At 69.9% G+C, this 23,782-nt stretch carries 20 protein-coding genes; 13 read left to right on the top strand and 7 right to left on the bottom strand.

Annotated elements, in window-relative coordinates; genetic code table 11:
- Positions 1 to 57: 57 nt before the first annotated feature.
- Complete coding sequence (gene clpB, locus ABZ945_RS31455; RefSeq protein ID WP_361276630.1) at positions 58 to 2,643, top strand: ATP-dependent chaperone ClpB; 2,586 nt, start codon at positions 58 to 60, stop codon at positions 2,641 to 2,643.
- Positions 2,644 to 2,845: 202 nt separating this feature from the next.
- Positions 2,846 to 3,385, top strand: a complete 540-nt coding sequence (locus ABZ945_RS31450; protein ID WP_361276597.1) for a YbjN domain-containing protein — start codon at positions 2,846 to 2,848, stop codon at positions 3,383 to 3,385.
- A gap of 24 nt (positions 3,386 to 3,409) precedes the next feature.
- Here ABZ945_RS31450 and ABZ945_RS31445 read toward each other — a convergent pair whose 3' ends face one another.
- A complete protein-coding gene (locus tag ABZ945_RS31445; RefSeq protein ID WP_361276627.1) occupies positions 3,410 to 4,543 on the bottom strand; it encodes a hypothetical protein in 1,134 nt (377 codons plus the stop codon).
- Between the two features lie 466 nt (positions 4,544 to 5,009).
- Between ABZ945_RS31445 and ABZ945_RS31440 the strand changes: the two genes are divergently transcribed.
- Complete coding sequence (locus ABZ945_RS31440; protein ID WP_361276596.1) at positions 5,010 to 6,434, top strand: PIN-like domain-containing protein; 1,425 nt, start codon at positions 5,010 to 5,012, stop codon at positions 6,432 to 6,434.
- Positions 6,435 to 6,552: 118 nt separating this feature from the next.
- Positions 6,553 to 7,146, top strand: coding sequence for a hypothetical protein (locus ABZ945_RS31435; protein WP_361276593.1), 594 nt, complete (start codon positions 6,553 to 6,555; stop codon positions 7,144 to 7,146).
- Positions 7,147 to 7,231: 85 nt separating this feature from the next.
- On the opposite strand, the gene dcm is transcribed toward ABZ945_RS31435, so the two are convergent.
- Complete coding sequence (gene dcm, locus ABZ945_RS31430; RefSeq protein WP_361276591.1) at positions 7,232 to 8,599, bottom strand: DNA (cytosine-5-)-methyltransferase; 1,368 nt, start codon at positions 8,597 to 8,599, stop codon at positions 7,232 to 7,234.
- A gap of 202 nt (positions 8,600 to 8,801) precedes the next feature.
- Positions 8,802 to 9,617: a hypothetical protein gene (locus ABZ945_RS31425; protein WP_361276588.1), complete on the bottom strand. Its 816-nt coding sequence runs from the start codon at positions 9,615 to 9,617 to the stop codon at positions 8,802 to 8,804.
- A gap of 24 nt (positions 9,618 to 9,641) precedes the next feature.
- Here ABZ945_RS31425 and ABZ945_RS31420 point away from each other — a divergent pair, with 24 nt between their 5' ends.
- The 3 genes from ABZ945_RS31420 (at position 9,642) to ABZ945_RS31410 (ending at position 13,712) form a co-directional block, all read left to right on the top strand.
- Entirely contained in the window at positions 9,642 to 11,048 is a 1,407-nt protein-coding gene (locus ABZ945_RS31420) for a transcriptional regulator (RefSeq protein ID WP_361276586.1), read from the top strand.
- 146 nt (positions 11,049 to 11,194) lie between these two features.
- Complete coding sequence (locus tag ABZ945_RS31415; RefSeq protein ID WP_361276584.1) at positions 11,195 to 12,871, top strand: DEAD/DEAH box helicase; 1,677 nt, start codon at positions 11,195 to 11,197, stop codon at positions 12,869 to 12,871.
- Positions 12,861 to 13,712 (top strand): DUF3883 domain-containing protein, encoded by an 852-nt coding sequence (locus tag ABZ945_RS31410; protein WP_361276581.1) that lies wholly within the window; start codon positions 12,861 to 12,863, stop codon positions 13,710 to 13,712. Before ABZ945_RS31415 ends, ABZ945_RS31410 begins: the two co-directional genes overlap by 11 nt.
- Positions 13,713 to 13,757: 45 nt before the next feature.
- On the opposite strand, the gene ABZ945_RS31405 is transcribed toward ABZ945_RS31410, so the two are convergent.
- From ABZ945_RS31405 to ABZ945_RS31390, 4 genes are all read right to left on the bottom strand, one after another.
- Positions 13,758 to 15,758 (bottom strand): DUF262 domain-containing protein, encoded by a 2,001-nt coding sequence (locus ABZ945_RS31405; protein WP_361276579.1) that lies wholly within the window; start codon positions 15,756 to 15,758, stop codon positions 13,758 to 13,760.
- A 121-nt stretch (positions 15,759 to 15,879) separates the two neighbouring features.
- Positions 15,880 to 16,458 (bottom strand): very short patch repair endonuclease, encoded by a 579-nt coding sequence (locus tag ABZ945_RS31400; RefSeq protein ID WP_361276576.1) that lies wholly within the window; start codon positions 16,456 to 16,458, stop codon positions 15,880 to 15,882.
- A 117-nt stretch (positions 16,459 to 16,575) separates the two neighbouring features.
- Complete coding sequence (locus tag ABZ945_RS31395; RefSeq protein ID WP_361276575.1) at positions 16,576 to 17,787, bottom strand: pyridoxal phosphate-dependent aminotransferase; 1,212 nt, start codon at positions 17,785 to 17,787, stop codon at positions 16,576 to 16,578.
- Positions 17,788 to 17,867: 80 nt separating this feature from the next.
- Complete coding sequence (locus ABZ945_RS31390; protein ID WP_361276572.1) at positions 17,868 to 18,332, bottom strand: hypothetical protein; 465 nt, start codon at positions 18,330 to 18,332, stop codon at positions 17,868 to 17,870.
- An 80-nt stretch (positions 18,333 to 18,412) separates the two neighbouring features.
- Here ABZ945_RS31390 and ABZ945_RS31385 point away from each other — a divergent pair, with 80 nt between their 5' ends.
- The 6 genes from ABZ945_RS31385 (at position 18,413) to pyrE (ending at position 23,698) form a co-directional block, all read left to right on the top strand.
- Complete coding sequence (locus ABZ945_RS31385) at positions 18,413 to 18,649, top strand: hypothetical protein (RefSeq protein ID WP_361276569.1); 237 nt, start codon at positions 18,413 to 18,415, stop codon at positions 18,647 to 18,649.
- Positions 18,650 to 19,014: 365 nt separating this feature from the next.
- Positions 19,015 to 19,536: a DUF2617 family protein gene (locus ABZ945_RS31380; protein ID WP_361276566.1), complete on the top strand. Its 522-nt coding sequence runs from the start codon at positions 19,015 to 19,017 to the stop codon at positions 19,534 to 19,536.
- A gap of 158 nt (positions 19,537 to 19,694) precedes the next feature.
- Positions 19,695 to 21,308 carry a polyamine aminopropyltransferase gene (locus tag ABZ945_RS31375; protein ID WP_361276624.1) on the top strand — a complete coding sequence of 538 codons (1,614 nt, stop codon included), beginning with the start codon at positions 19,695 to 19,697 and terminating at the stop codon, positions 21,306 to 21,308.
- 82 nt (positions 21,309 to 21,390) lie between these two features.
- Complete coding sequence (locus tag ABZ945_RS31370) at positions 21,391 to 22,257, top strand: SRPBCC domain-containing protein (RefSeq protein WP_361276563.1); 867 nt, start codon at positions 21,391 to 21,393, stop codon at positions 22,255 to 22,257.
- A 53-nt stretch (positions 22,258 to 22,310) separates the two neighbouring features.
- Positions 22,311 to 23,126 carry an aldose 1-epimerase gene (locus ABZ945_RS31365; RefSeq protein ID WP_361276561.1) on the top strand — a complete coding sequence of 272 codons (816 nt, stop codon included), beginning with the start codon at positions 22,311 to 22,313 and terminating at the stop codon, positions 23,124 to 23,126.
- A gap of 23 nt (positions 23,127 to 23,149) precedes the next feature.
- Positions 23,150 to 23,698 carry an orotate phosphoribosyltransferase gene (gene pyrE, locus ABZ945_RS31360; protein WP_361276558.1) on the top strand — a complete coding sequence of 183 codons (549 nt, stop codon included), beginning with the start codon at positions 23,150 to 23,152 and terminating at the stop codon, positions 23,696 to 23,698.
- Positions 23,699 to 23,782 lie beyond the last annotated feature (84 nt).

Below are 23,782 nucleotides of genomic sequence, written 5' to 3'. Positions count from 1 at the left end.
GCATGAGGCAGCGGATACGTGCCATGGGAAACGTGCCATGAGACGGGAAGGGACGATGTGGACGCCGAGCTGACCAACAAGAGCCGGGACGCGTTGAACGCGGCCACCAGCCGCGCCGTGTCCGAGGGGAACCCGGACCTGACCCCGGCGCACCTGCTGGTCGCGCTGCTGGAGGGGCAGGACAACGAGAACCTCGTGGACCTGCTGGCCGCCGTGGGGGCCGACCAGGCCGCCGTACGCTCCGCGGCGGAGCGGGTGGTGGCGGCCCAGCCCAGCGTGCGGGGCTCCACCGTCGCCCCGCCGCAGGCCAACCGCGAGCTGCTGGCCGTCGTCGCCGACGCCTCCCAGCGCGCCAAGGACCTGGGCGACGACTACCTGTCCACCGAGCACCTGCTGATCGGCATCGCCGCCAAGGGCGGCCAGTCCGGCGACGTGCTCAAGGAGCACGGCGCCACCGCGAAGAAGCTGCTGGAGGCGTTCCAGCAGGCGAGGGGAGGGCGCCGGGTGACCACCGAGGACCCGGAGGGCCAGTACAAGGCGCTGGAGAAGTTCGGCACCGACTTCACCGCGGCCGCCCGCGAGGGCAAGCTCGACCCGGTGATCGGCCGGGACCAGGAGATCCGCCGGGTGGTGCAGGTGCTCTCCCGGCGCACCAAGAACAACCCGGTCCTGATCGGCGAGCCCGGCGTCGGCAAGACCGCCGTGGTCGAGGGCCTGGCCCAGCGGATCGTCAAGGGCGACGTCCCCGAGTCCCTGCGCGACAAGCGGCTGGTCGCCCTGGACCTGGGCGCGATGCTGGCGGGTGCCAAGTACCGCGGCGAGTTCGAGGAGCGGCTGAAGACCGTACTGTCCGAGATCAAGGACAGCGACGGGCAGATCATCACCTTCATCGACGAGCTGCACACCGTGGTCGGCGCGGGCGCCGGCGGCGACTCCGCGATGGACGCCGGCAACATGCTCAAGCCGATGCTGGCCCGCGGCGAGCTGCGGATGGTCGGCGCCACCACGCTGGACGAGTACCGCGAGCGGATCGAGAAGGACCCGGCCCTGGAGCGCCGCTTCCAGCAGGTGCTGGTGGCCGAGCCCACGGTGGAGGACACCGTCGCCATCCTGCGCGGGCTCAAGGGGCGGTACGAGGCGCACCACAAGGTGCAGATCGCGGACTCCGCGCTGGTGGCCGCCGCCACCCTCTCCGACCGCTACATCACCTCGCGCTTCCTGCCCGACAAGGCGATCGACCTGGTCGACGAGGCCGCCTCCCGCCTCCGGATGGAGATCGACTCCTCGCCCGTCGAGATCGATGAGCTCCAGCGGGCCGTGGACCGCCTCCGGATGGAGGAGCTGGCGCTGTCCAAGGAGACCGACGAGGCCAGCCGGCAGCGGCTGGAGAAGCTGCGCCGGGACCTCGCCGACAAGGAGGAGGACCTGCGCGGACTGACCGCCCGCTGGGAGAAGGAGAAGCAGGGCCTCAACCGGGTCGGTGAGCTCAAGGAGCGGCTGGACGAGATGCGCGGCACCGCCGAGCGGGCCCAGCGCGACGGCGACTTCGACACCGCCTCCAAGCTGCTGTACGGGGAGATCCCGGCGGTCGAGCGGGAGCTGGCCGAGGCCAGCGAGGCCGAGCAGGAGGCCGCCAAGGACACCATGGTCAAGGAGGAGGTCGGCCCGGACGACATCGCCGACGTGGTCGGCTCCTGGACCGGCATCCCGGCCGGGCGCCTCCTGGAGGGCGAGACCCAGAAGCTGCTCCGGATGGAGGAGGAGCTGGGCAGGCGGCTGATCGGCCAGGGCGAGGCGGTCCGCGCGGTCTCCGACGCGGTACGCCGCACCCGGGCGGGCGTCGCCGACCCCGACCGGCCCACCGGCTCGTTCCTCTTCCTCGGTCCCACCGGCGTCGGCAAGACCGAGCTGGCCAAGGCGCTCGCCGACTTCCTCTTCGACGACGAGCGGGCCATGGTCCGCATCGACATGTCGGAGTACGGCGAGAAGCACAGCGTCGCCCGCCTGGTCGGCGCCCCTCCCGGCTACGTCGGCTACGAGGAGGGCGGCCAGCTCACCGAGGCGGTGCGCCGCCGCCCGTACAGCGTGGTGCTGCTGGACGAGGTGGAGAAGGCCCACCCGGAGGTCTTCGACGTGCTGCTCCAGGTGCTGGACGACGGCCGGCTGACGGACGGCCAGGGCCGCACCGTGGACTTCCGCAACACCATCCTCATCCTCACCTCCAACCTGGGCAGCCAGTACCTGGTCGACCCGGCCACCGGCGACGAGGAGAAGAAGCAGCAGGTCCTCACCACCGTCCGCGCCTCCTTCAAGCCCGAGTTCCTCAACCGCCTGGACGACATCGTGGTCTTCTCCGCCCTCTCCGGCGGCGAACTCACCCGGATCGCCCGCCTCCAGGTCGACCGCCTCGCCCGCCGCCTCGCCGAACGCCGGCTCACCCTGGACGTCACCCCGGCCGCCCTGGACTGGCTCGCCGAGGAGGGCAACGACCCGGCCTACGGCGCCCGCCCGCTGCGCCGCCTGGTGCAGACCGCCATCGGCGACCGCCTCGCCAAGGAGATCCTGGCCGGCGAGATCGCCGACGGCGACACCGTCCGCGTGGACCGCGCCGACGACGGGCTCATCGTGGGCCCGGCCTCGTAGTAGCGCCGCCTTCACCACCGGAAGGGCCTGCTCCCGTACCCGTACGGGTGGCGGGCCTTTTCGGGTACCCGGCCCGGACTCCCCGGCTCCGGAGTCCGCGGACCCCACGCGTCCGCTTCTGGCGGATCGCCAGGCTTCGGGGTTGCCACCTCCGGGCGGCCATGGGGGAGGATGGCGGCAATCGTTCGAAGGGAATTTCACGGTGAGCATCGACCCGGCCTCGATCCCGAATTTCGGTGGCCAGCAGCCCGAGCCCGAGCAGGCCGGCGGCCCGGCGGGCCCCGTCGTGCCCGACCAGGACCTGGTCAAGCAGCTCCTGGACCAGATGGAGCTGAAGTACGTCGTCGACGACGAGGGGGACCTGGCGGCTCCGTGGGAGGAGTTCCGTACGTACTTCATGTTCCGCGGCGAGGACGAGCAGCAGGTCTTCTCCGTGCGGACCTTCTACGACCGCCCGCACCCGGTGGACGCCAAGCTCCCGATCATGGAGCTGATCGACGACTGGAACCGCCGCACCCTCTGGCCGAAGGTCTACACCCACCTGCACGAGGACGAGCAGGGCGGCGCGACCGTGCGGCTCATCGGCGAGGCGCAGATGCTGATCGGCACCGGCGTCAGCCTGGAGCACTTCGTGCAGTCCACCGTCAGCTGGGTGCGCGCGTCGATCGAGTTCGACAAGTGGCTGCTGGAGCAGCTCGGCCTGGACGGCGAGGGCGGCGAGCCCACGCCGGACGAGGTCTGAGACCTTCCGAAGAAACGCGGTGGCTCAGAGCGCCATCGTGGCGAGGGTCAGCAGATAGGCCCCGTAGCCGAACGACAGCCCGGCCAGGGCGGCGACCACCACGGTCGCGGCCCTCGGCCGGGCTCGTCGTAGCGCGAGGGCGAGCGGCGCCAGCAGCGGGAAGGCCGGCAGCAGGAAGCGCGGCTTGGACTCGAAGAAGCCCGCCCCGCCCACCGCGATCACCACTAGTACGGCGGTGTAGACCAGCACCGGCAGCGGCGGCCGCTCCAGCGCCAGCAGCGCCAGCAGCACCACCGCCACCCCGGTGAGCAGCAGCGACACGGTGAAGCCCAGGTCCATCGGCCGGGTGGCGACGGTACGGGCGAACCGGACCGTGCCCCGCCCGAAGTCGAAGCGCGAGGTCCAGCCGGCCTGGACGCGGAAGTACCCGCCCAGCAGGTCACCGGTGCGGGCGCCCACCCACAGCACGTACCCCAGCCAGCCCGCCGGGGCGAGCAGCACCGCCGCACACGGCCGCCAGCCCGGTGCCCGCCGCTCCCGCAGCCGGCGGTACGCCTCGAAGGCGCCCGCCGCGCCCACCGCCGCCGCCACCGCGACCCCGTTCGGCCGGGCCGCCCCCGCCAGCGCCGCCAGCATCCCCGCCCACAGCCAGTGCCGGGCCAGCACCGCGTACAGCGCCCAGGCCGCGAACGCGGTCAGCAGCGGCTCGGTGTACGCCATGGTCAGCACCACCGAGTGCGGCAGCAGCCCCCAGAGCAGCACCAGCACCCGCGCGGTGCCCGCGCCCCACAGCCGCTCGCCCACCGCGTACACACCCCAGGCCGCCGCCCCGGCCGCCAGCCAGGACACCAGCAGCCCGGCCGTGCCGCCGGCCACCGGCAGCACCGCCGTCACCCCGCGCACCAGCGCCGGGTAGAGCGGGAAGAACGCCAGGTCGGACTGGACCACCCCGTCCGGCCAGTACAGCGTCCGCCCATAGCCCTCGGCGGCGATCCGGGTGTACCACCCGGAGTCCCAGGACTTCGCGAGCACCGCCCGCGGCGAACGCCCGATATGCAGGCACCACAGCGCCAGCACCGCCATCCCGGTCAGCCGGGCCGCCGCGAACAGCCCCAGCGCCGGCGCCGCCCGCCCCAGCGCGGCCCGCCACGGCGGCAGCGGGCGTACGGGAGCCGGTGGCACCTGGTCGACAGTCTGGGCGGACAGGGGACACCTCCACGCACGAAGACACTCCGCCGACGCGCAAGAATCGGGATTCCGACAACCCGGGCACCCCACGCGCGCGGACACTCCCCCCGACCTTCGGCACCCCCGGCCCGGCCCGCGACCCCGATGGCTCCGGCCGGGTGAAACGGGTCGCGCAGAGCGCCGCTTCCGGGCCGAGGGCTGTCCCGCTGGGTGTACGGAACGTCGGCCTCCCCGCCGACCCGGCCCGCTGGCCTCGCGAGCCGTTTCCGCACGGCACCGACGCCGGCTGACTCCGCCTCCCGGAGAAGGTGCCGCGCCGCCTCCCACTGGCTCCTCGATCAGCAGTCGCTGCGATCGGCTCCGGGTAAGGCCCTTTGTTGCCGAAGGCCTATGACAGGATGGCAACTCCAGTGCGTGCAGGGAGCCGGAGGCGGAGATGAGCGACCCCCTACTGCTCAGGCAGTTCGCGGCTTGGTTGCAGCCGCAGCCTTCGGTGGAGGATGCGGAGCGGATCGAGTTCTTCCAGAACGGGCTCATCGTGCTCGACACGAATGTGCTCCTCAGCCTGTACGAGTACACGGAGACGTCCCGAGAAGCGGTGTTGTCAGCGCTAGGGCAGGCAGCGGGACGGCTGTGGATGCCGTACCAGGTCGGCTTGGAGTTCGTCCGCGGCCGCCGCAGCACGCTGGAGTCCCGGAAGCGGGCACTGGCAGATGCCGCCTCAGATGTGAACAAGAAGCTGATGGCGGCACGCAGGGCAATTGCCGAAGCCAAGAATATTGTCTGTTTTCAGCTGGACAAGTACGGTCAGGCCCACAAGGAGATAGCCGCCCTCGCGGAATTCGCTGCCGACACGGCGGTCGATGAGCATCTCGGTTTGTATCGGGAGGAGTTCAAACGTCACCTTGACATGCTGAAGGCGGACCACGGGTTGGCCCTTAACTCGCCCGACGCGGAGGACCCGATTCTTCCTCGCATTGCCGAAATCTACGGTGAGGGAATCGGGACGCAGCCGGATGACGCGACTCTCCGCAGGCGCCTCGAAGAAGCAACTGCGTTCAGGTTCCCGAATGAGATTCCTCCCGGTTTCTCCGATACCGGGAAGGGGACTCCGCTCAGGTCGGCTGGCGACTACCTTCTCTGGGAAGAGCTCATCGAGCATGTCAGCGGTCTTTCGAAGGAAGGGTGCCGGGTCCTTTTCGTGTCGAACGACACCAAGGAGGACTGGTACGAGCCGGAATCGCGGACAAGTACCTCCCGCCCGTGGCCGAGCCTTTTTGATGAACTGAAGCGGAGGACTGGTGCTGATCTGAGAATCGAGACGCCGCTCAACTTCTTCAGCGGAGTGGGGGAGTTCCTGAACGCAGAACTCGCCGAAGACACCTATGCAGAGATCGAGCGGGTGTCCGATGAGCTTGAGGTCCAGCTGCCAGACCCCCTGCCGCTCGTGGACGAAAGTGCGGCGCTCCGCGTCGCCCCGCCGGAAGGTCTGACTCTCGCGGCGTACAAGTCGGTAGGGCTTGCGTCCGCGGCTCTTCGTGCTGCGGCAGAGTCGGCGTCGCCAGCCCACCGGATGTTCCAGTGGTGGCTCATCGGTGTGACGGTCCAGCTCGCGAGGCGGGATCCGGAGCAGTCGGAGCCCGCCGTCGAGATCGCTGCCGCGGTGAGGGGCAGCAAGGCGCCGTCACGGGACTGGCAGCCTGGGACCGCGCTCCCGCCCGGCGAGTGGCTGCGTCGGGAGTCGTCGTGGATCGCCCCGTGGTTCATGGATCTGCTGGAGACCACTCCGCAAGCGGATCGGGCTGTCCTCAGCCGGCTTGCAGCGCAGCAGGCGGAGGAGGATTGGCGCGCCCGCGGTTGACCGCTTCCTACCGCCCGGAGCGTGGGCAACGGCTGAGCGCACATAGGGCCTCGACCATGCGATAGCGTCTCGTACTCAGTACGTGCTTGTCCGGGACAGGGGAGAAAGGCGGATTGCGGTGAGCGATAACCGCGAGGATTTCGAGAAGTGGCTGCGGCTGAAGCCCGACTCAGAGTTCTCGGTCAGGGCGCTCGGCTCAGCCCTGGAGGACTCAGCAGAGTCGCCAGCAGCGATCCTTGACGCTTACCTTTTCGCGAAGCGCGCCCTCGCGGAGTCTATGCAGTCACTTCTCCGGTCACAGCTGCCACGTGCCTCACGCGAAGCATTCCACGAATTGCGGGCGCGTATAAAAGAGCAATTGCACTCCCGGTTCTCCGGTCAGGTTCCGGAGCAGTACCTGGCCGTTCCCTATGGAACCAGGGCCAACGAGGAGCTCTTCGCGCTCCTGCACCATGACATGGGGTCGCCCGTCGACAGCGCCCGCCTCCGTGCCGTCAACGCAGACGACGTCCATACCGAGCGCCGCATCAGGGAATTGAGGGAGCTCGGGTTGGACATCAGCCCGAGCAAGGTGAATGGGCATCAGCACTACACTCTTGGGTCGCTTGGTATCGACCGTTCGAGGGTCCGGGAGCTGGTAGTCAAGACCATCAGCAAGTCTAAGTCGCTCTCTACGGAGGAGAAGGCGGCGATGATCGCGCGACTCCCGTAGCGCGGCCGGTATCGGGAGGGCGGCCCTCAGCGAAGGGGGCCGCCCTCTGCGTTCCTGCGGCAGGCGTAGACCCGCGGGCCGCGGCTCAGCTGATCTTTGCGCGGTTCTGTGCGAACTGGTTGTGCCGCTGGTGGCCCTCTTGGCCAGTAAACGCTTTGAACTCACCGATGCGGTACGCCGCAGCTCCGTTGGACCGCACCTCAGTAATCAGCTCGAAGTCATGGCTGAGATGGTTCAGGTGGCGTTCGACGTCCGGCTGGTCCATCTGCATGCCCCCTTCTGCCAGTCTGCCGATGATCTGCTCGACTGTGAGAGCCCGGACCTCCCCGCGCAGTTGCCTGTATACAGGGTCCAGTACGGCATCGGTCGTCTCCACAACTTCGTGGGCCTCGCCGACCTGGAGAAGCGCATTCTTGATCGAGACGCCTAGAGCCCTCGCTACAGGAGGTGGGAAAGCATTGCCGATCTGGCGGTAGACAGCAGTCTTGCGGCCAGGGAACTCCCAGCTGAATTCCCCGGCTTTCTCGGACGCGCCGACTCCATCCGACTGGATGCCGTCCCATCCTTGGATGCGCGCGACCATGGCAGTGGTCAGCTTGGGACCGGGCACGTCCTCCGCTGGCCGCCATCCCCTCTCGGGCGGAGTGTCCCGTACGCCCATTGCGTCCACACCCAGTTCCGCCCAAGCCCGCTTGGCACGCGTGGGGCCCAGGTCAGCGCCTCCGTGCCTCTTAGAGCCGCCGACGATCGTGGGCGCGATGGCATTGGCCTTGCGGACCCACGCTTCGACCTGCTCCTTCTCCCAGCCATTGCTGCCCATGAGGGGCCTCAGCAGCTGCCCGACCGTCGGAGGCCCTTCCTTCTCGGGCTGCGGCCAGTGGAAGTGCTTGGCGTACCTGAGTTTGAGCGCGACGAGTACGAATCGAGGGCGGAGCTGCGAGACGCCGAAGTCGCTTGCCTGCAGAAGCTTCCACTCGCCGACGTAGTCGTGTTCCCGCAGCTTGTCGAGGACGTGCTGCCGATAGCCGGCGAAGCGGTTGGCGCTGAGCCCCTTGACGTTCTCCAGGAGGAGTGCTTTCGGCTCCATCCTCCCGCAGAGCTCTACTGCCCAAGCGAAGAGATCACGCTCGTCGGTAGCGCCCCGCTGCTTGCCGGCGATACTGAAAGGAGGGCACGGGACGCCTCCGGCCAGCAGATCTACTCCCGGATGCTCCTCCGGCTTCCACACCTCAGGATCTGCTACATCGCCGATCTTCACGGTCTGCTCCGCCTCGTCGGCGGTATAGCCCAGGAACTTCACCAGGTTGTGCTTCAGGGTCGCGGCAGCATGCTGGTCCAGCTCAACGGCAAGGCGGTGGCGGAATCCGGCCCGTTCCAATCCGAGCGTCTGGCCTCCCGCGCCGGCGCAGATCTCGACAACCTCGAGCGGCTTGGCGCCCTCCGACGCTGACATCCCGATCTCCTTCCAGACGCGCGGGCAGGGCCGACGCAAGGGCCGCACGGAGCGGCCGCACAGTTTCTCAGTGGCATCCGACTGGTATGCAGGCACTGCTGCAGCGCGCACCACCGCCTTCGGCGGCAGCTGCTCAGAGCGGCGAGCACAGTAGGGCTTGAAGTCTACGGCGCCTCACTGACATGCCTGGATCCCAGCCGCCTCAGCGGCGCGGCTCTCCACGTCCGTCTCCAAGCGCTGCCCGGGCCTCATCGCGTGCTTCGGAAGGGAGGCGCCGGTAGGTGTTCCATGCCCTGTCCAGAGGGGTGGAGCCGCGCCTGCCCCGTTCGATCCAGCGCAGGAGGCGGCGCCGGTCACCGGGGTCCAGGTCGTTGATGTCAGCGATCATCTGGTCTGCCCGGGCAGGCTGCCCTCCACTGCCTGCTCGGCACCGCTTGCACTCGGTTACCAGCAGGACTTCCTCCCGGCCGTCTGGCAGGACCGTCTCGCGGCGGGTGGCGGACAGCACAGCCGTCTGGTTGGAATCGTCGACGTACTCTTCGCCGCCCGAGATACCGCAGGCTGTGCACATGTAGTTGTCACGGGCCAGAGCGGCATCCCGCTCCCTCTTGGATACGGCCTTCTGGGGTGCCGCTGCCCGGCGGGCGACCGGGTCCCAGACCGGGACCCCTGCCTGGACGAAACGCTGGTCCTCGGCCGCTAGGGTCGCGTCTTCGGAGTTCGTCCGCAGCACCCATCCGTAGTCCCGCAGGTCCCGGATGCGGCGGTCGACCTGGGAGACACCCGGGAAGGCATCGCGGAGCCGGTCCTTGGTGTACGTGTTGCCTTCGCCGACGACCTGCACCAGCCACAGTGCTCCGCGGACCATGGTCCCGGCCTTGATCTCGGGGTCGTTCCACGCGGGGAGGGGCACTGCGTTCTCCGTTCTCTGCTGCTGGAGAGTCGATTGTTCCTGATCGCAGAGTGCGCTGTCAGTGGTTCCTGACATGATGCACATTGGGGAGAACCACAAGATCATCTGAGCTTTCAGGAGGCTCTGGCTATGGCTGCGAACTTCGGCGACCCGCCTCTGGGCAAGGAGATCCGCTCCCTGGTGGAGGACCGCCTCAAAGCAGCCATGACCGAGCAGGGCGCCAAGATCACGGTCGAGTGGCGAGGCGAGCAGAGGCACCTGCATGTGATCTCCATGCCGGTCGACATGCTCTACTTCAACCCGGACACCCACCGCATCCGCGCCCAGAGGGGGCTGGACCCGGAGCGCAACCGGGTCCTGGAAGAGGACCCTTGGGGCGAGGCCGCTCAGAACTACCTGTCCGATTTGCTGCGCCGCAGCCCGTCGAACCCGAACCAGACCGATCCGGACTACATCGCACTCCAAGACGAACTAGATGATTTCGGCCAGAAAGAGCCAGGAATCATCAGCCCGCTAGGCATCCTCGTCGACGGGAACACGCGCTGCGCCGCCCTGCGGGAGCTCGGGGTCAAGAACATCCGGGTCGGTGTGCTGCCGGAGGACACCTCCCGCCGCGACATCAACAGCGTCGAGCTCGCGCTGCAGCTCCGCCGGGACAAGCGCCGCGAGTACTCGTACATCAACCGGCTCATCGCCATTGAAGACGAGTTGTCCAGCGGCCGCCGGGAGGAGGATGTCGCGCGCGACTTCAACATCAAGACCACGACCCTCCACCAGGACCGCTGGGTCTACCAGCTGATCAGCGACGCGCTCGACCGCAGCACCACCGAAGATGGAGCTGCCCTGCGCCTGGTGGACTTCGAAGACCACCAGGAGAAGCTGAGGGAGCTGCAGCGCGACTTCACCAAGCTCGCCAAGACTGATCCGGATGCGGCCGAGCAGCTCAAGGAGTCGCGGCTGGCCATGGTCGTGCTGAACTACCCGAAGACCACTGTGCGTCTGGCGGAGTCCGACTTCTACTCCCGCTACCTGGACAAGAGGCTGCCTGACGAGCTGCGGCCAGCCGTCGATGAGCCCGCCGCCGTGGAGATCCCCGGCCTGCCCGGTGTCGTGGTAGAAGACGATTCGGCTGCTGTGAAGACCGCACGCGCACTGACCGATTCGCTTCTGCGTGCGAAGGCGGTCTCGGTGACCAGGAAGCTCGGAGAGCCCGGGGTCGCTGAGGCTGACAAGATGGTCAAGACCGCGCGCAAGACTTTCGATATTGCGGTGAAGCTCGCTGGTGCGAACGCCGAGCTCAGAAAGCGCCAGATCGCCGTCCCAGAGCGCCTCACTGATGCCGCAGACTATGTGAACCAGTGCGCCAGGGAGTTCGCCGATGCCAAGGCAAAGCACGCCCTGGACGAAGACGCCTTCGACGATGCGCTGCTGACCCTCCGCACCAGTCTCGCGCAACTAGCGAAGCAGGCCCGGCGCACATTCAGCTCTCCGGGGGACGGGGTGGCCTGGCTGCTCGATGCTGCGCGGGAGAAGTGATGCCGCCCACTGCGGAAGCCAGTCTCCGCATCACGTTCGGGGAGGGTGTCAGCCGAGCGCGGCTGCAGGCGGGGGAAGGACTGGAGCCCGACCTGCGCCGTCTCGCACTGCGTTTCCGTAGTGCTGTCCAGCGTTCGCCAGGGACGATGGAGGTGGAGATCGACGACCTCCTGGTGAACCTGGCCCTGCTCCGGACGTGGCCCCAGCCCCGCGGCGTGGTCTGGGACCCTCAGCTGGCCCGGCTCGCGGCTGACTCCGCACAAGATGCCGAGGCGGTGGCCAAACGCCTGGAGTCGGCAGAGGATCCCGCTGCCGACGCCTCGCTGCACGGGGGCCTGCTCGGTTCCGAATGGACCGGCGATCTCACCTCCTTCCAGCTGCGGGACATCGCGAAGCTCCTATCACTGCGCCACGGCGCCAACTTCTCAGTACCGGGGGCGGGGAAGACACGGGTGGGCCTGGCCGTATTCCATGCCTTGCGGCGCACCAAGGGCATCGAGCGGCTCCTCATCGTGGGCCCGAAATCCTGCTACGAGTCCTGGCATTACGAGAACGAGGCATGCCTGGCGGAACCTCTCCGCATGAAGGTGTTCTCCCGCGCGGCCGATCCAGCTGCCGACGCGTTCGTCGTCAATTACGAGCGCCTCGCCGGCTCAGTGAACGAGCTAGGGCAGTGGCTCGCCGACCGCCCGTCGATGCTGCTGCTGGACGAGGCGCACCGGATGAAGCTCGGAGCTGACGGCGCTTATGGTGCCGCCTGCCTCGCCCTCGGCCCGCGCAGCCGCCACCGGCTCATCCTGACTGGCACACCCGCCCCCAACGGCGTCCGGGACCTGGAGAACCTGTTCGGCTTCGTCTGGCCCGGCCACGGGAGGCAGAAGGTCACTCAGGCAGTAGGGGGAGGAGACCTTGCCAGGGCCAGCCAGGCCCTTCGCCCGCTGTTCGCCCGGACCACCAAAGACGAACTGGGCCTTCCGCCGGTGACTACCACCTTGGTTCCCGTGCCCATGCCGCCGCTTCACCAGGAGGTCTACGAGGCGCTTGCGGGGAGGTTCTCCGCTCGTGCCGCCGGCTCGGAGAGCGACTTCCTCGCCCTTGGGAAAATTATCGTCTACATGCTGATGGCGGCGACCAGCCCTGCCCTCCTCGCGGTGGGCACAACTCGCTACGAGCCGCTCTCCTACCGAGTGCCGCCCCTGCAAGTACCGCAAGGCACACCCCTGTTCGAGCTCATGCGGGACCTGCCTAGCTATGAGCTGTCGCCGAAATACCGGGAGGTCCTCGCCATCGCGGGTGAGAACGCTCGAAAAGGCCGCAAGACCATCGTGTGGTCGACCTTCATCCGGAGTCTCAACACGCTGGAGCGCATTCTCGGCCATCTCTCCCCCGCAATGGTCCACGGCGGGACGGAGGACCGGGCTGCTGAGATCGACCGGTTCCGAAACGACCCCGACTGCATGGTGCTGCTGTCGAATCCGGCCACGCTCGGAGAAGGCATCAGCCTGCACCACCACTGCCACGACGCTGTCTACATCGACCGGGACTTCGCCGCTGGCCGCTTCCTGCAGAGCCTCGATCGGATCCACCGCCTCGGCCTTCCACCGGAAACGGAGACCCGCATCACCGTGCTCGCCTCTGAAGGCACCATCGACGAGGTGGTCGCCCAGAGGCTCAGCGACAAACTCCGCTTCTTGGGAGGAATCCTCGACGACCCAGCCGTCCAGCAGCTAGGCGATCTTGAGGAGGAGCCGACTATCGGCGGAGGACTGGACCAGAGGGACCTCCAAGCGCTGCTGGGCCACATCCGTGCCCGTGCCGCCTGATCCGGTCCTGCGCGCGGCCGTCCGCTGGCTGGAACGACTGCCGACCAGCGGAGCCGCGCGGCTTTGCGCCCTCTTCGCAACACACCACGACTTCAGCGACATCACACCGACCCAGTACGACGCCGCGTACGCGTGGCTGCAATCCACTGGGCTCCTAAATGAGGGGCGCAGCAGCGTCGCGGTGCCCCGGCGCGTTTTCGATGCTGCGATCGCCCATAGCGGGGCGCCTTGGCTACCGGACGCGGACATGCTGGTCCGCAGCCCGGACGAACTGCCTGACGACGTCCTCCGTGCCGCGTCGTCACTCGGCCTAGACGAAGCAGAGGCTTTCTCGCACCTCCGAGCGGTATGGGGCAGAGTGGACGCTCGCGAGCGCGAGCGGATCGGAGCCGCAGGCGAACAGGCTCTCGTCGGGCTCCTCGCAGCCTCAACGGACGCCCGGGTGGAACACGTCGCAGCTTGGTCCGACGGCTTCGGCTACGACATCGCCGTCTGCTCCTCCCGATACCCGAGCCGCCTCGAAGTGAAGACCACCACCCGCCGCAGGCGCCTGACGGTCTACCTCTCCCGCAATGAGTACGAGACCATGCGGCACGACCCGTGCTGGGAGCTCGTCGCGCTGCGCCTTACGGCGGATCTGCAGCCCGAAGCGGTCTGCACGGTCCTTAGGGAGTGGGTAGCCAGTCAGGTGCCAGCTGACCGGGCACGGCAGGGGCGGTGGGAGGCTTGCCGCTTGGACGTGCCCCCCGATGCCATCGTCCCCGGAATCCCCCGCCTCAGCCCGGTCCTCCATGAAGGGTGCAGCCCGCTGCTCAACGGTGCCGCCGGTTGGCCGACCTAGCCTGCGCTCCGGTACCAGCAGCCCCGGCTGCCGGGCGACACCCTGTCAGACCCGGGCCCTTGCCTCGGTGAGCAGGAACTCCTCAGTCTCCGGCAGCCATTCCTCGTCCGTGGGCGCGGGGCACTCCTTCAGATCCTGCGCATCGTCGAAGGCCTCCTTGACTGATGCCCGCCACTGGGCCAGGGGGCCTCTGACGGTGAAGGGGCCGATGGCGAAGCTGACGACATCCTCGTCATCGATCCACATGGCGGTCGGCTCACCGCCCACCGGGACGTCGCTGGCAAGGCCGGTGGATGCTGCGTCCAGGGCTGCTTCGAGCTCACTGCGGCTGATCCAGCTGATCCACCGCTGGCCTCGCAGCACAGCGTCAGCCACAAGCACCGATCGGCCGCTCCCTGCGTAGCCCTTGAACTCCAGCGACCGGCTGTCCTGCCCGTCGGCTGGCAGTCCGCCGCGGAGCAGGTCCGGCTTGAAGCGTTCGAGGAGCGCTGTGATGCGTCCAGCCAGCAGGTCCCTGCGCTCTCCGAGGAAGCTCCGGTAGCCGTCCGGGACTAGCAGCGCAGGGTCGTCGGGGATGGCGTGGGCTGCGAGGTCGCTGGCAGCGACGCCGTGGGTGTAGGCAGCCGGCGAGCGGTTGCCGATCACGTTCTTCGCTGTCTCCTGGGAGACGAAGACGAGATTCGCCAGCTCATTGATCTCTGCTGATGTGTACTTGCCGCGGTGCCTGCGCAGCGTTGCAGCCGGATGCACGAGGCTGTACTGCGGCCTTCCTGAACCGTCGACCGACGCCGAGACGGGTTCGCCATCCCACCAGTCCAGTGCTCCGGCATGGGCAGCGGCAAGGTAGCTGAACATCAGGTAGGGGCTCTGGTGGCTCCGGCCAGCCAAGTCGGCGGCCTGGACCGACATACCGCTCTCCCTGATCCCCAGGTTCGACAGCAGACCCCCGACCGGATCCTCCGAGTCCAGTACCTTGATGTCCTGGGTGAGAGCAGTGTCGGTCGCCCCTCCGTACCGGTTACGGGCGGTGGCAGCCATGAACCAGTACAGCAGCCCCCGGTCCACAGCCTCGGACGCCGGCGCGCCGACTGGCTGGCGGCCGTAGTAGACGACCAGCGGGTGGAGCGCGGCGAGGGAAGGGATAAGCGAGGTCGTCGGGATCAGCAGCTCCTCCTGGAGCAGGGGAACGACCTTCGACAGGCCCCGCTGGACCTTCGCCCAGCCCTCTCCCACGGACTCCGCGCTTGCCGAGGTCAGTTTGGCTACTGAGGAGATCCGCTTGCCTGAAATGGCCAAGCTCAGGGTCAGAGCCTTGATAAGGAAGTTGACGTCCAGAGCGCCGTATCCGCGCTCGGCCCATCGGGCCGATTCCGCTTCCAACTGCCCCAGGAATCCGGGCGCCCGGGCGGAGAGGGTGGCCAGCGCGAGGTCCGTGGTCTTCAGCGCCCGGCCACCGCTGTTCACCCGGACGAAGATCTCAGCGACCTCTTCGTACTCGAAGTCGTGCAGGACCTCCATATGGAAGTCGCGCTGGGTGATCTTCTGCAGTGCGTTGAGGCGGCGGCCGACCTCAGCATCAGAGATGTCCAGACCGGCGGCCTTGAGCTCGCCGTGGACAGTGAAGACGTCGGCGTCAGGCCCCACGATGTCGTGGACCTTGACCCATTTCCTGTTGCGGCGGGTAGCCGCACTCTGGTTCTGAAAGGCCTCGGTCTCGATGTTGAACACGACCTGGGCTTCGACATGGTCGGTGAGCACCCGGAACAGGGATGTGAGCCGCTGCTGCCCGTCGAGAAGGTAGAGGGGGATCACACGCGCCAGGGCCTGCGGCGCACCGAGCGCCGCTTCCCGGGTCTCGGCAGCATGCCCTGTCTTCCAGAACAGCAGTGGCCCGGCGGGGTAGCCGCGGTATAGGGATTCGATAAGCCGTGCGACTTGCGAGGCCTTCCAGACGTAGCCGCGCTGGATCTCTGGAAGCTTGATCTCGCCAGCAGCGATCTGGCTGATGAGAGTCCTGACATCACGATTCGTACGTTCAACTGGCACGGTTCTGCCCCCCACCCCTCCGACGCGACGCGGCTCCGCCATGGCCACCGGCCCGCGTCCGCTTGCATGGCGCCAGCAGCCCGTCTCGCGACGCCGTCCGACTGCTGCTGCCGCAGGGCACTCAGGGTATGCGAGCAGACGCGCACCTTGTCTGCGGGCTGCCGCATCGGCAGGCCTCGGCGGAGGCCGACTGTCGGCCCTGCAGCTTCCCTTCCTGCGCGGCTACGCGGGCGGCTGCCGCCTCTTGCCGCCGTGCTCCCACGGCCTCGCACACTGCTTGGGAGCACGCCTCCGCGGGGTCGTGCTCCCAGAACCGGAGTACAAGCCAACCGGCTTCAGCCAATCGCGCATCCGTGTCCCTGTCGCGCTGCACATTGCGTCCGATCTTGTCGCGCCAGTAGCCGGGGTTCGTCTTCGGCGGCACGAAGTGCTCGGGGCAGCCGTGCCAGAAGCAGCCGTCGATGAATACCGCGACACGGGTGGGGCGGAACACCATGTCCGCTGTGCGCCGCATCCCTGGAAGCGGCTTGGCCGCGACCCGGTAGCGCAATCCGGCTGCGTGCACCAGAGAGCGCAAGGCCCTCTCCGGAGAAGTGTCCCGGTTCCGGTTGCCCAGCATGCTGCGCCTGTTCGCAGCGGAGGAGGCCCAGGACCCCTTCGGCGGAGTCCAGCTTTCGGGTACGGCAGACTGCTCGCTCATAGCTGTGCAAGTCTAGAGCGGTGCGGCGCCGTCTGGCAGCGGAAGCCGGATTGCTGAGGGCAGGGCCCCCCGGCCCGGCCCGCGACCCCGATGGCTCCGGCCGGGTGAACCCGTCGCTCAGAGCTTGGCGAGCCGCTTCACCGCGTCCTGGAGCACTTCCGTCCGCTTGCAGAAGGCGAAGCGGACGAAGGGGGCGCCGGCGTCCCGGTGGTCGTAGAAGACCGCGTTGGGGATGGCCACCACCCCGCAGCGCTCGGGCAGCGCCCGGCAGAAGGCCACCCCGTCGCTCTCGCCCAGCGGGCGGACGTCGGTGGTGACGAAGTAGGTGCCCTGCGGCCGGAACACCCCGAACCCGGCCTTCGCCAGCCCGTCGGCCAGCAGGTCGCGCTTGGCCAGCAGATCGGCCCGCAGCTCCGTGAAGTAGGCGTCCGGCAGCCGCAGCGCCTCGGCCACCGCGTACTGGAACGGCCCGCCGGAGACGAAGGTGAGGTACTGCTTGGCCGCCCGCACCGCCGAGAGCAGGGCGGGAACGGCGGTCACCCAGCCGATCTTCCAGCCGGTGAAGGAGAACGTCTTGCCGGCCGAGGAGATCGAGACGGTGCGCTCACGCATCCCGGGCAAGGCGGCGATCGGCAGATGCCCGGCGGGGTCGAACACCAGGTGCTCGTACACCTCGTCGGTGACCACCAGCAGATCGCGCTCCACGGCCAGCTCGGCGATCGCGGTCAGCTCCGCCCGGGTGAGCACGGTGCCGGTGGGGTTGTGGGGGGTGTTGAGCAGGAGGAGACGGGTGCGGTCGGTGACGGCGGCCCGCAGCTCGTCCAGGTCGAGCACGAACCGGTCGCCGTCCGGGCCGGTGTGCGGCCGCAGGGTCACCGGGACCCTGCGGCCGCCGGCCATCGCGATACAGGCCGCGTACGAGTCGTAGTACGGCTCCAGCGCCACCACCTCGTCCCCCGGCTCCAGCAGCCCCAGCAGCGCCGCCGCGATCGCCTCGGTCGCCCCCGTGGTGACCAGCACCTCGGTGTCCGGGTCCCAGGACAGCCCGTGGAAGCGCCGCTGGTGGTCGGCGATCGCGGCGCGCAGCTCCGGGACGCCGGGACCGGGCGGGTACTGGTTGCCCCGGCCGTCCCGGATGGCCCGTACGGCCGCCTCCCGGACCTCCTCGGGCCCGTCGGTGTCCGGAAAGCCCTGCCCGAGGTTGACCGCGCCGGTGGTGACGGCGAGGGCGGACATCTCCGCGAAGATCGTGGTGCCGAACTCGGCGAGGCTGCGGTTGAGCGGCGGTCGGGGCGATCGGGACGGCGACGGCTGCGGGGCTGGTGTCATGGGCGCCATCCTGCGGCGAAGCTCTGGACTTCCTCAAGTGTGCTTGCGCGGCGCGTGGCGCGGGGACGACCGTCATGCCACTACCCGCGCCGACCGGGCGCGGGGGGCGGAGAGACGGGGGATGGGACTGTGCTGACCTGGGTTCTTGCGGGGATCGCGGTGGCGATCGTGGTGGGTGTGGTGGTGGCGGTGCTGCGCGGGCCGGAGGGCTCCTCGGGCGAGGACAGCTGGTGGGTGGCGGAGAGCCGGCCGCGCGTCCACACCGGTAAGCGGTCGACCGGTAAGCGGTCGGGGGCCGGGGTCGGCGGTACGGGGTCGGATGTGTCGAGTGCCAGGGCGCTGCTGGTGCTGGACGCGGGGTCGTCGGACGGCCCGGCGCAGGGAGGGGACGGGGACTCGGGGGGCGGATCGGAGGGGCATTCGTCGTCGTCTTCGTCCGACTCCTCTTCGTCGTCCTGCTCGTCCTCGTCGTCGTGCTCCTCGTGCGGCGGGGGCGGCGGCGGGTGCAGTTGAGCTGCCCGGGCGAAAGCTCTGGATTCGCTCAATTCGCGATTGGCGTGGGTGGCCGGAGGGGCATCCCCCGGACACAGACCACACGGGGGACGGACAGACGGGGGTGAGAGTGATGGGGATCGTCGTCATCATGGCCGGTGTGATCGCGGTGACCGGGTTCCTGATCGCGGTGAGCAGGGTCGGCAGCGTCTCGACGTCCAAGTCGAGGAAGCGCCGTCGGCGCGGCTCCTCGGGCGGCGGCTGGTGGGCCGGGGGTGACGGCGGCTCAAGCTGCGGTTCGGGCGGACACTCCTGCGGCGGGGGCAGCTCCTGCGGTGGCGGTGGCGGATGCGGTGGTGGCGGCAACTGAAGAAGGCCGCCCGCGCAAAATCGCCGGGGCGCCCGGTCGGACAACTCCGGCCGGGCGTCCTGCCGTTTGCCTTCCTGTCGGCGGGTCGGTCGGCCGGGTCCGGTTCCCGGCGCGCCGGTGGTTCAACGGTGAACACCTGAACCGGCGGGTCCCCCGGTGGGTGGAAACCGCGTCAAGTGGGGTAAAAACGCTGTGAGTCCGCGCGCGGTTCGTGATTCGCTCGCTGTCGACACCATTCCGGCCTCTGGGCGGCCGGGACCGCTCCCGGCCGTGCCCGGAGCGGTGACGCCCGACGCCCGAGCCCCATTGCTTCTGCCGGGAACCCCCGGCCCATCCCCGTCTCACCGTGTGTGCGGAGCCGACCCATGCTCACGACGCTGAACACTTCCTATACCGATACCCGCGCCGCGGACCTGGCCTGGGCGCTCGGGCAGGAGCCGCTGCCCGCCCTTGCCGTACTCGACCTCGAACTCGCCGATGCCCGGCTCCAGCTGCGACTCCTCGGTGCCTCGCACCAGGTGCTGCTGGAGGAGGCGGGCGGCCGCTGCTCCGAGACGGTCGCCTGCATTCCCGGGAGCAGCACCCCGCTGCCGCTGGGGGTGTCGAAGCGGCTGGGGGAGTACGAGTACGAGTTCGCCGCCCGCGTCGAGACGCTGGGCCCCGGCTCCTTCGCGGGCCGCGCCCAGGAGCTGCTGGCCCTGGTGGCCGACCATCCCAACGGGCTGGCCGGGACGTTCCCCGGCTCCCCGCACGCCTTCACCGCGATGCTGGCGCACCGTCACGAGGGCCAGGTCCGCTGGCGCACCTGGCACGCCTACCCCCAGGAGGGGCAGCTCGTCGCGACCAGAACCAGCGTGGCCGTACGTATGCACACGGGCGCGAGATAGACCCTTGTGGGTGACAAAGAGCAACACAAACGTGACGTAGCGTTGCTTGTGTGATCGACGCACCACAGGGGGCAACGCAGAACGTACCGAAGCGCGGGCCATCCGGGACGGGCGCGACGAGTGCCCCGGGTAAGGGGGCGGCGGATCCGCCGCGGGCTCTGGAGGGGCCGGCCGGGGCGCCGGAGCCGGGCGCGCGGCCCCGTTCGGCCCGGCTGCTGGTGCTCGCGGCGGTCTTCGTCTGCGCCGCCTGCGGGCTGGTGTACGAGCTGGAGCTGGTCGCCCTCTCCTCGTATCTGGCGGGCGACTCGGTCACCCACGCCTCGGTCGTGCTCTCGGTGATGGTCTTCGCGATGGGGCTCGGCTCGCTGCTCGCCAAGCGCCTGGTGTGCCGGGCGGCGGTGGGCTTCGGCCTGGTGGAGGCCGCTCTCGCGCTGGTCGGCGGCTGCTCGGCACTGGTGCTGTACGCGGCCTTCGCCTGGGTCGGCGCCTCCCGGATCCCGCTGGTGGTGTTCTCGCTGGCCATCGGGGTGCTGATCGGCGCCGAGGTGCCGCTGCTGATGACGCTCATCCAGCGGGTCTCGCGCCGGCGCGGCCCGGACGCCGGGGCCGCCTCGGCCGCCAAGGCCGAGCAGGACGCCGGGGGCGCGGTGGCGGACCTGTTCGCCGCCGACTATGTGGGCGCGCTGGTCGGCGGGCTCGCCTTCCCCTTTCTGCTGCTGCCCTGGCTGGGGCAGCTCACCAGCGCGCTGGCCACCGGCGCGGTCAACGCGGTGGCCGGCGCCGTGCTGGTGTTCTGGCTGTTCGGGCGGGATCTGACGGCCCGGCAGAAGTGGCTGCTGCTGGCGGTGAACGGCACGGTGCTGCTGGTGCTGGCCACCACCGCCCTGCTGGTGGCGGACTTCGAGCGGGCGGCGCGCCGCGCGGTCTACGGGGACGCGGTGCGGGTCGCGGTGCACACCGGCGTCCAGGAGGTGGTGCTGGCGGGCCCGCCGGGTGAGCCGCCGGACCTCTTCCTGGACGGCCGGCTGCGGGTGCGCGGCCAGGACGAGCGGCGCTACCACCGGGCCCTGGTACATCCGGCGATGCGCGGTCCGCACGCCCGGGTGCTGGTGCTCGGCGGCGGTGACGGGCTCGCCCTGCGCGAGGTGCTGGGGTATCGGGACGTGGCGGCGGTGACGGTGGTGGAGCTGGACCCGGGCGTGGTGCGGGTGGCCCGTACCGACCCCTCGCTGACCCGGCTGAACCACCGGGCGTACGCGGACCCCCGGGTGCGGGTGGTGCACGCCGACGCGTTCGTCTGGCTGCGCCGGGCCGCCGCCGCGCTCGCCACCCCGCGGTTCGACGTGGTCGTCTCCGATCTGCCCGACCCGGAGTCGACCGCCGGGGCCAAGCTGTACTCGCAGGAGTTCTACGGGCTGGCCGCCCGCTCGCTGGCCGGCAGCGGCCGGCTGGTGGTGCACGCCGGGGCGCCGGGCGCGCGGCCCCGCGCCTTCTGGACGGTGGACGCCACCTTGCGCGCGGCCGGCTTCGCCACCCGGCTCTACCGGGCCTCGGCCGCCCCGCCGCCGCCCTTCCCGTACCACCCGGGGCACCCCTCGGCGCACGGCCGGGTGGCCCGGGGCACCCCGGGCGACTGGGGGTTCGTGCTGGCCGCCCGCGGTGGCTCGGCCCCGCTGCGGTCGGTGGACGGCCCCGGAACGGACCCGGTCGAAGGGCCGCCCGCCACCGACATCCGCCCTTCGACCCTGGTCCACCCGCGGTACGCGGAGTAGAGGCGGTGAGGCCGGACACCTCGTACGGACATGGCCGGACACAGGCAGACGTGTGCGCCGGTCGTGGGTAGGCTCGGGATCCATGGAGCATGAGGTGTTCGTTCCGGTTGCCGAAGAGACCCTTCGAGCCGTGCTGGGGGATCCCGCCCGCCTGGCACCCTGCGTCCCGGGGCTTCAGCAGGACGCGGACGCGTCGGCGAGCCCGCTGTCCGGCCGCCTCAAGGTGCGGGCCGGGGGGCACTCGATTACCTACCGGGGCGCGCTGCGGGTGGCGGCCGGGGAGGACGGCTCCTACACCGTCGAGGGTGAGGGCGAGGAGGTCCGCGGCACCGGTACGGCCACGCTGGCACTCACCGTGCGGCTGGCCCCGGTCGAAGGCGGGACGACGCTGCACTTCACCGGCACCACCACCGCGGACGGTCGGCTCGCGGAGCTTCCCGACGACACCGCCGTCTCCGCCGCGCATCGCCTGCTGGACCGTTTCGCCGAGTCGCTCACCGAGGTCGCGACGGAGGCGGACGATTCCCGGTCCGGCGCCGATTCGGGCTCGGTGTTCGACGCGCCGGTGCCGCCGCCCTCGCTGGACCCGGGGGCGGACGCGGAGTTCGACGAAGAGGAGGCCGCGCCCGAGGGGCTTTCCGGGGCTGGGATTCCGGGCGGCGACTCGATCGGCGATGAGGTGGGGGATGAGGTGGGGGATGAGCTGGACGGCGGGCTGAGTGACCCGCTGGCTCCGGACCAGCCCGTGGAGGCGGCCCACGCCCGCCGGACGATGATCGGCCGCAGCGCGGAGGAGGTGGACCACGCCCCACCGCGCGGACGGTACGCCCCCACGCCCGGCCCGGAGGCCGCCACCGCCACGGCCACCCTGCGCTGGCTGGTGCCCGCCGCGGCGGCCGCCGTCGCCTCGGCCGTGGTGATCGGGCGCGCGTTGCGCCGCCGGAGGTAGCCCCTCCTCGGCCCGGGCGCCCGTCGGCGCCGCCCCCAGTAGGGTCGGGCAGTGTGACGAACAGCAGCAGTAGCAGCAGCGGACAGCACGTCAGGCTCGGTGCGGGGGACGCCGAGGTGACGGTGGATCCGGGGAACGGCTGCCGGATCAGCAGCCTGCGGGTGGGCGGCACCGAACTCCTCCGCCAGGGCGAGCGGTACGGCTGCTTCCCGATGGTGCCGTGGTGCGGGCGGATCGCCGAGGGCGTCTTCCGCGATGGGGCGACCGAGCACCGGATGCCGCTCAACGCCCCGCCGCACGCCATCCACGGCACCGGCCGGGACACCGCCTGGCGCACCGCGCGGGCCGACGCCACCGAGGCGTCCTTCGTCTACGACCTGGCCGAGCCCTGGCCGTACTCGGGCCGGGTGACCCAGACCTTCGAGCTCACCGAGGACGCGCTGACGCTCCGGCTGGGCGTGGAGACCTACGCCGACTCCTTCCCGGCCCAGGTCGGCTGGCACCCCTGGTTCCGCCGCACCCTCGACGGCGGCGAGGAGGCGGTGCTGGACTTCGCCCCCGCCTGGCAGGAGGAGCGCGGCGCCGACCACATCCCCACCGGCCACCGGATCGACCCCCGCCCGGGCCCCTGGGACGACTGCTTCGGCATGCCCGACGGCGTGGCTGCGACCCTCACCTGGCCCGGTCGGCTGGAGCTGACGGTGACCAGCCGCGCCGAGTGGGTGGTGGTGTACGACGAGCAGGAGGCCGCGATCTGCGTCGAGCCGCAGTCCGGCCCGCCTAACGGGCTCAACACCGCGCCCCGCCTGGTCACCCCCATCGAGCCGCTGGAGCTGGCCGCCACCTTCGCCTGGCGACGGCTTGTCTAGTCAGGCCGCCTAAGCTCGGAGCCATGACTGACGTACGAGCCGATCTGCTCCAGCAGATCAAGGACAAGGCCGTGGTGCACGGCAAGGTGACCCTCTCCTCGGGCCTGGAGGCCGACTACTACGTCGACCTGCGCCGCATCACCCTGGACGGCCAGGCCTCGCCGCTCGTGGGTCAGGTCATGCTCGATCTGACCGACGACCTGGAGTTCGACGCGGTCGGCGGCCTCACCCTGGGCGCCGACCCGGTGGCCACCGCCATGCTGCACGCCTCCGCGGCGCGCGGCCGCGCCCTGGACGCCTTCGTGGTCCGCAAGGCGGCCAAGGCCCATGGGATGCAGCGCCGGGTCGAGGGACCGGACATCAAGGGCCGCCGGGTGCTGGTGGTCGAGGACACCTCCACCACCGGCGGCTCCCCGCTGACCGCGGTGGAGGCGGTGCGCGAGGCCGGGGCCGAGGTGGTCGCGGTCGCCACCATCGTGGACCGGGCCACCGGTGCCGCCGAGAAGATCAGCGAGACGGCGGGTGTCCCGTACCGCTACGCCTTCGCGCTGGACGAGCTCGGCCTCGCCTGAGATCCGCCTCGCCTGAGACCTCGCCTGAGACCCGCTGGACGGGTGGGGGCGGCATGTTTCAGCCCTGCTCCGTGTCACCGGTGC

The sequence above is a fragment of the Streptomyces sp. NPDC046887 genome, from assembly GCF_040644755.1.
Taxonomy (GTDB): Bacteria; Actinomycetota; Actinomycetes; order Streptomycetales; family Streptomycetaceae; genus Streptomyces; species Streptomyces lichenis.
The sequence above is the reverse complement of the archived record's forward strand: the minus strand, read 5'-3'. Positions and strand labels throughout refer to the sequence as shown.